The following is a 4968-nucleotide window of genomic DNA, read 5'->3' as shown; positions in this document are numbered from 1 at the left end:
ACTCGAGAACAAACTAAATTACCTCTATGCTCGGAAAGGCATATTGACGAATATTCAAGTTGCTGGATTGGCAGCACTACTTAACAGCGAAATTTACGACGCGTTTTTCCGCATTTTCAATGGAAATACCCAGGTCAGTGCTACCGAAGTGCGAGCCTTGCCAATGCCAACACTTAACACCATTGAGGAGATTGGTCGGCGTGTAATTGGCTTAGCCACTGAAGATATGGAACCCGTCGTCAACGAAATAGTAAGCATGACTGGCAGCTCGATTAATTCAGAGTCTACCCATTTTCCTAGTCAACAGCAGATTGAGCATACAATCCAGGTTCTTACCCCCTCCTAAATAAAAAACTCCACGAATGTAAATCCGTGGAGTTTTTTATTTATCTGCTCACCTCATGTGTATTATAAGGGCTGATGCGTCTGCGAATATCTAAAAGCTTAGATAAACGATTATCAATTTTAAAAAACTTCAAAAGCTCAACCTTAATATTAGCCAGCTCATCTTCATGCTTATCAGCAATTTCAGATAGTATAGAATTGACTTGCCCCTTAATCAAGTTATATTTTTCAAGAAGTGAATATTCTCTTCTTTCATAAACAAGTTGAGGTCTATTAAGGAACAGCTTATTAACGATATATTTTCCAGACACATTTTTACCAACAAGTTTGTAATCATTTCCTACATAGAATAACTGACTGTAATCATATTTAGACGGATCGGGATAAGAGATCAAGCTCTCGTTAGCTACATCCCAGTCGTTAGGCCAGTCATCACCTTTGAATGTATTGCAAATACCACAGCAGTAATACAGATTATTAATATCAAGTTTTAGCCCTTTGAATCTGTCGATAGACTTAGGCTTATAGTGTTCTACATGATAATTCCTTGCGCCTCCAAATTGGTTATCGTGTAGTGCGCAATAAATGCATTGACATTCACACTCTAGCCGAACCTGCTCTTTCCAACTAGGGTGATTATACTTTGACCCCTGTGGCTGAACAGACTTGCTCTTATCTACAACAATCCATTTCATTTCAGTGAGCTTAGATATTGCCAGAGCTTGTCCTTTAACTGCTCTAATTCTTCTGTTGACGATTCAAACTCATTGAGCCACTCAGAACGACCTTTTAATGTATTGTCCTGATAGCCCAAGCTGAGTTTCGTTTGCAAAACTGCCAAGTCTTCTAAGTCTTTATCGGTCTGACTACCTTGAGCGATTCGATCCGAAATACTGGATATTTCGAGTAGCTCAGACCTGTATTGATCAATGAATTTTTGACCAAACCTAATGAATCTGTTCACATAGTCTTCAGATTTTAAATTGAATTCATTTCTATCAACAATATTATCAAAGTACGACAGGTTCTCTTGAAGGTCTTCATCATCAGAATGAGAAGTAATAGCAATAATTGGCAGCTCCTTCTCTTTCTCCCTAATTACTTGAACTAGTTCATGCCCGGTATAGTCCACGCTAGTCTCTCCATCAATCATTTCTTCATTTAAGCGCTCATCCATTAGAAGAACGCAAACACCATTCTCTTTGATCCAAGGATAATACTCATCCTTCTCTACAAACGGAGGTGTATCTACAACAATCCACTCCTTATTGAACTTAGACAAAGCTAGTTCAATTGAGATTTTCATTGTGGAGCGCACATCCTCACGGTCATCAACAATTCCTATTGCATTCATTTTTTTGATTGTTACGCTGTTTTGGGAATCCAAATTTTCACACTGGCTCCACCGAGCTCCGAATCATTGCTAGCGTCGACATGCCCATGCAACTCTTCAGCTATAGATTTCACTATGGTCAGCCCTAAGCCAGTGCCAACTTTTAAGCTATTGTTATTTGACTTGGTACTAAATAACGGTTCCCAAATCATATCTAAAAAATCCGGGTGTATACCTGGACCTGAGTCCATAACAGATATTCTATAACCATCAACCTTTTTTACTGCCTCAGGAAGCAAAGTAACCTTAATTGCTCGATTGGTTTTCATCCGCAGACAGGCAGTATAAGAATTAGTAATCAAATTAATAATCAATGATTCAATATCCATTGGATAAACTTTCGACACGATACTATCAGCCTCAATAGTCAACGCGATATTATTAGCATCTAATGATGGCTTTAGATCCTTAAGGGTATCTTCGATTATTTTCCGAATATTCTTTGCAGCAAATCTCCTTTTCTCTACTTGAACTCTAGTTAGCGCAAACCGCCCCCATGCGGAAACAGCTTTTGACGCTTTTATAGCAACTGCTATTTGGTTTGACAATGCCTGTTCATTCAAAGGTATGCCTTCAAAAAGCTCCTTTATGTTCTTGACAGATAAAGCTAATAGATTAATACTAGTTTGGGTTTCGTGACCAAAAACTGCCGTCGATATCCCAAGTGTGGCCAGACCTTTAAGAACTCTATTCTCACTGAGCAGCTTTTCATTTTCACCTAAAATATACCCATAAGCTTTTTCATTCTCAGTAATAGTTTCATCAATAGTCTTGATACTATTTTTTAATGGCAACGACAACTGCTGAGGTGCCTGCTGTTCTATTTCCGAAAGACTATCCTTAACATCACTCAATTTATTACTTATGTCTTTTATAGAAGCAAGCTTATCTATTTTTTCAATCTTCTTAGGTTCAGTTCTTTGAACCTCTTTATTTAGCTTAAAACGATGGGCCTCTAACACAGTGATACCGACATTTATTAAATCCTTCATGTCGTTAAAGGCATCATTCTCAATCAAGCCTTCTCTCGCTACACTATCAATGATGTTCTGATTTTTGTCGCGTGAAACAAAAACTACACCGACAAGCTGGTTAGGAGAAACTTTATAAGAAGCTCTTGACACGCCCGAAGGGTCTCTCGCCTTCCTTTCACCCAATCCTAACCAATCACCTTGCCCACTTGCGTAGCCATAAGGCTTTACTGCAACACCATCACGGTAAATTCTTACGCCAGAGTTTTGCTGCAAGAATTCTCTTAAATCAGAGAGCGTGAATTTTGTACCGTCATCTAAAGTAACGGCTTTATTCAGATAGAAATACAAATCAATTTCAACCGGACCGCAGCTAGGGGCATCACTAGACGTAAATTGATTTTCATGTTGTTGGCTATAAATTTGACTCCAGCTATTCAGCTGAACAATTTCACCCTTATTATACCTGTCTTTTATAGTAAAAACTATATTTGAATCTTTACCATCAAAGTACACTTTTACCTCGACTTCAGCCGCTTCAGATATCGTCGGCTTAACAGACCTACTCTTAGAATAAGAATCATCGATGTTAGTCTTCAATTGTATTGCAAAATCATTAGCCGCAACAAAAGGATTTATCAACGCGGAAAGCTCTTCATATAATACGTTGATATTCTCCTTAGTCCATGATTGGCGCCACTTTTTTATAATAATCTGCGTACCCGAAATTAACCCACCTCCCTCACCTGAAGGCACAGAAATTTCAGGTTTTTTTAATGTTTTTATTTTTATATCATTTATCGATTTACCAACAACATCAAAATCATCCCAGTTTATTTCTATACCATTTTGTGTCTCGCCTTTAATTTTTGATATAATCTGGACACATGCCCCTAGTCTATCTGTAGACAGGCGTCCTATACCTTTTTCACCAGTTTTCCTACGCTTCTTTTTTGTAGTTTTATTTTCTACTTTTTCAGAATAACCGATACGAAGCCAATTAGTTGACAATTGAGCTTCTGTCATACCAATCCCATTGTCAGCTATACTAATGTAGCTTTCAATCCCATCTTCAATAATCTCAATATCAACGACGGTAGCATCAGCATCGTAGCTATTTTTAACAAGCTCCACTAGTGCCGTTGTATGATCTTTGATGCTATGCCTACCTAGATTAAGGATTACTCTAGCATCGACTGCAAACGCTTTGTCTGACATATAAGTACAAGGGATGAGAGTTCAAAAGTATAGAGATATGCATCAGGACTGCAAGAGGAAAGTAGGATAAACTTTACACTCCCGCATGACAGTCGAACCATTGTATACCACATCACTAGGTGAGGCTCAATCGAACTAAGACTGCGATAAGGTATCGTAGCATTCTGTACCCTGATCCGTCTTCTACATGATGCAGTAAGGAAAACCCTATCAGCCTACTGCAAACGTTCAGCACAGCTTGCAGTAGGCCGATAGGATCATAGTACATAGCCTAAGCTCAGTCCTAGGCTGTAGTTCTCATAAGCGGGAGTAACAGCTATCCTGCTACGGGCATCTACTTAATCTTTGCCGACAGTTCTAGATTTATCTGACTCAAGTATGTGAGATGGTTTCATGTGGCTCACTTAGCCGTTACTGTTCGTATCCCGACCTAGCAAAACGTTTCAAAGCGTTACTTAGCCGTTTCAGAAGCGTTTCGTAACGTCAAATGATTACTCCAGCAGACGGGCCCGAAGCTGCTTGCGCCATTTCTTCGAAAGTTCATAGCTGGCTTTGTAACCGGTGAAGAAGCGGGCCTGGGCTTCCTGCCAAGTGTCGCGGAGCACCAACGCAGCATCGCGCAGATCGTTCAGCCGGCGGCGGGCGTCGCTACTCGAGTCTTTCAGCTGCGGATGACTTTTGTAGTGCGCCAAGCCATCGAGCGCCAACACCAGCAGCTTCTCCAGTTCTTCGTCGGGCAGCTTCTGCCCTTCCCAGTACAAGAAGGCCTCAATGGCTTCTTCGTAGTACTGGTGGGCCCGTTGCGCCAGCGCCAGCTCTTCTTGGCGCTGTTGTTCGCGTTTGCGGGCCTCGTCTTCTTCGCGCCATTGTTGCAGGTAGTCCCAACGACCGGATGAACCGGTGGTGATGGGCAGGGATGGCGGTGGAGGTTGGGGCAGCACCAATGCCGCGCTGTACTCCGGTCCGGCGCCGGTGGAGTCGACCGGCGTATCCTCCGGCGGCTCGACCTCGAGGAGGTCATCGGCCTGGCGGTGGCGGTGC

Annotated in this window: 5 protein-coding genes; 1 reads left to right on the top strand and 4 read right to left on the bottom strand. The window is 41.5% G+C overall.

All coding sequences use genetic code 11. The features are described 5' to 3' along the window. Positions 1-346: hypothetical protein (locus tag LJ737_RS26765; RefSeq protein WP_227769848.1), on the top strand; the 346-nt coding region annotated here is incomplete at its 5' end. 40 nt (positions 347-386) lie between these two features. Here the strand turns inward: LJ737_RS26765 and LJ737_RS26760 are convergent. The 4 genes from LJ737_RS26760 to LJ737_RS26745 form a co-directional block, all read right to left on the bottom strand. After that, positions 387-1040, bottom strand: coding sequence for an HNH endonuclease (locus tag LJ737_RS26760; RefSeq protein WP_227769847.1), 654 nt, complete (start codon positions 1038-1040; stop codon positions 387-389). Continuing rightward, positions 1037-1732, bottom strand: coding sequence for a response regulator (locus LJ737_RS26755; RefSeq protein ID WP_227769846.1), 696 nt, complete (start codon positions 1730-1732; stop codon positions 1037-1039). Before LJ737_RS26755 ends, LJ737_RS26760 begins: the two co-directional genes overlap by 4 nt. Continuing rightward, positions 1711-3927, bottom strand: a complete 2217-nt coding sequence (locus LJ737_RS26750; RefSeq protein ID WP_227769845.1) for a sensor histidine kinase — start codon at positions 3925-3927, stop codon at positions 1711-1713. Before LJ737_RS26750 ends, LJ737_RS26755 begins: the two co-directional genes overlap by 22 nt. Before the next feature lie 491 nt (positions 3928-4418). After that, a partial coding sequence (locus LJ737_RS26745) for a hypothetical protein (RefSeq protein ID WP_227769844.1) occupies positions 4419-4968 on the bottom strand: 550 nt, incomplete at its 5' end.

The organism is Hymenobacter sp. 15J16-1T3B, from assembly GCF_020711235.1.
Classification (GTDB): Bacteria; Bacteroidota; Bacteroidia; order Cytophagales; family Hymenobacteraceae; genus Solirubrum.
This window is presented reverse-complemented; position numbering and strand designations above follow the sequence as displayed.

Coding starts and splice junctions, on each gene's coding strand:
- LJ737_RS26760 (WP_227769847.1), bottom strand. CDS start 1,040: ATGAAATGGATTGTTGTAGATAAGAGCAAGTCTGTTCAGCCACAGGGG.
- LJ737_RS26750 (WP_227769845.1), bottom strand. CDS start 3,927: ATGTCAGACAAAGCGTTTGCAGTCGATGCTAGAGTAATCCTTAATCTA.